This window comes from Kineococcus vitellinus (genome assembly GCF_009906315.1).
Classification (GTDB): Bacteria; Actinomycetota; Actinomycetes; order Actinomycetales; family Kineococcaceae; genus Kineococcus; species Kineococcus vitellinus.
Genome location: NZ_JAAALL010000457.1, coordinates 1 through 2,257, shown reverse-complemented (window position 1 = coordinate 2,257; position 2,257 = coordinate 1). Strand labels below are relative to the sequence as shown.

Annotated in this window: 1 protein-coding gene and 1 pseudogene; one reads left to right on the top strand and one right to left on the bottom strand. The window is 77.6% G+C overall.

Annotated elements, in window-relative coordinates; genetic code table 11:
* Positions 1 to 1,334: pseudogene (locus tag GTQ99_RS22365) on the bottom strand (hypothetical protein); the annotation flags it as partial.
* 364 nt (positions 1,335 to 1,698) lie between these two features.
* Here GTQ99_RS22365 and GTQ99_RS27310 point away from each other — a divergent pair.
* Positions 1,699 to 2,257, top strand: a 559-nt coding sequence (locus tag GTQ99_RS27310; RefSeq protein WP_166617878.1) for a DEAD/DEAH box helicase, incomplete at its 3' end; no start/stop codon positions are given.

Genomic DNA, 2,257 nt, shown 5'->3' with positions numbered 1-2,257 from the left:
GCCTGCTGGGTGGGCGGAGTGGGCGGGGTGGGCGCGGAGGCACCCTCCGCGCCGGTGGCCGGAGCCTGCGGGCCGGTGCGGGGGAGCGCCTGGCCCCCGCCGTCCCCGCCGCCGTCGTGGTCACCGTCGTGGTTCCCGCCGTCACCGTTCCCGGTGTCGTGGTGCCCGTCCTCGTGGACGGCGAGCGGGACCTCGGCCACCTGCTGCGAGATCGTCGCGAGGGCGCGGAAGCGCTCGACGCCCTCGGCGACGACGGCGCGCATCCACGCCTCGCGCTCGGCGACCTCGACGCCGAAGGGCACCGGGTGGCGGGTGCGCACGGCGTCGTAGACCAGCGAGCGGGCCCGGGTGTGGCTGTTGGCCATCCGGTCCGGGCGCCCGCCGCCGTACGCGCCCACCTGGACCCGGTCCGCCAGCTCCAGCAGCACCCCGGCCAGGCCGGCGGCCTGGGCGAGGCTGACCGGGGCCGGGGCCCCGAGCGGCTCCTCCTGCAGCTCCCCGGCGGCCACGGCCGCGTCGTGCGCCTCGCAGGCGCGCTGCGCGGCCTCGGCCAGCACGTCGTGGGCGACCTTCTCGGCGCTGAAGGCGGCCTGCACCGCGTAGGAGCCGAGGTTGACGCGCTGGTCGGAGTTCAGCGCCACGTGCGGCGCCGCCTCGTGGGCGAAGGCGCGGCGGCGCTCGCCGCGCGGGGTGGGCGCCTGCCCGACGAAACCGGCCTCGGCGACCTGCTTGGCGCTGGCGCCCGCGGCCAGCGCGAGGGCCGCGGCGGCGTCCACGACGCCGACGGGCAGACCCGCCTGGCGGGCGGTGGCCAGGGCCGTCAGCGCCGCCTCGGCGGAGGCGGCGGGAGCGGCGGGGACCTGCCCGTGCGAGGCGTCCCGGGACGAGGCGCCCGGCGCGGCGCGCAGGCGGCCGCCGGGGTTCGGGTCCTCCGCCGGGTCGGTGACCGCCTCGGCGCCGAGCTGCCCGTCGATGCCCGCGAAGATGCTCACCGTGTTGGCGCCGGCGGTGGCCATGTCCACGCGCAGCTCCGCGATCGGGGTGGTGCGGTCGACGGTGGGCTTGCGCTGGGACTCCACCCGGTACTGGATCTCCCGGCCGGACTCGTGGGCGGCGAGCACCGCCGGGTAGGTCGGGTCGTTCTTGGCCAGCCACGCCGTGACCGGGCGGCTGACCCTGGTGTTGTCGCTCTTGATGACGACCATGACGTTGCGCTTCACGTCGTCGTCCTTGTTCTCGATCTTCGTGACGGTGCCGGTGCCCACCTGCACCCACACCTCGGCGCGCACGCCCTGCGCGTCAACCCCGTCGTGGGAGACGAACGGCTTGGCCATCCTGCCCAACTCCTCGTTCTGCGACCCGCTGCACCGGGTGACCGGCGGCGGTGCCTTCGATGTCCTGTTTCCGCAATGACCTGTCAGGTGGTGCCCGCGCCGGTGGTGCTGCGACCGGTGCGAGCCGCTGTGGTGCCGAACACCAGTGTGCCGCTCGGGTCCGACACGAGCCGGTGCGCCGCTTCCGCGCACGGGGCGCGGCCGCTGCTGCACCGGGACGTCCCCAGGGTGCACCCGGGCACCGACACGACCCTCCCCGCGCCCGCCCGCCGCTGCGCGACGCGGCCGGTGGGCGCGCCGCCGGCCCCGTGTCGCAGCCGTGGCGTACACCTGTCCTCGAGCACCCGGCCCGTGGGAGAACTGAGTGAGCGCGTCCTGCACCTGCACCCGGCAGGAACCCCCGCACAGCACCTGCGCGGCGGGCGGCGCCGACGGCTGCGCCGCGAGCCCCGGCACGATCTCCGGCGCGGTGCCCCACCGGAGTTCCGGCGCGGGCGCGGCGGCGCGGGCGGCGCAGGTCCCGGCCGGTGCGACGGCGCTGCTGCGCGCCCTCGTCGCCGAGCGCTCCGGGGGCGAGTCGCGCCCCCAGCAGGAGCGCCTGGCCGCCGCCGTCGAGCACGCGCTCGCCCAGCGGCGGCACCTGCTCGCGCAGGCGGGCACGGGCACCGGCAAGACCCTGGGCTACCTCGTGCCGGTCCTGGCGCGCGGCGAGCGCGCGGTGGTCTCCACCGCGACCAAGCAGCTCTCCGAGCAGGTCGTCACCGAGGACCTGCCGCTGCTGGCCCGGCTGCTGCCGCGCGTGGGCGGACGCACCTTCACGTACGCGCTGCTGAAGGGGCGCGCCAACTACGCCTGCCTCGCCCGCGTCGACGCGCTGACCTCCCCCGGCGCCCCGGACGGCGAGGAGCCCGCCGCGCCGCGGG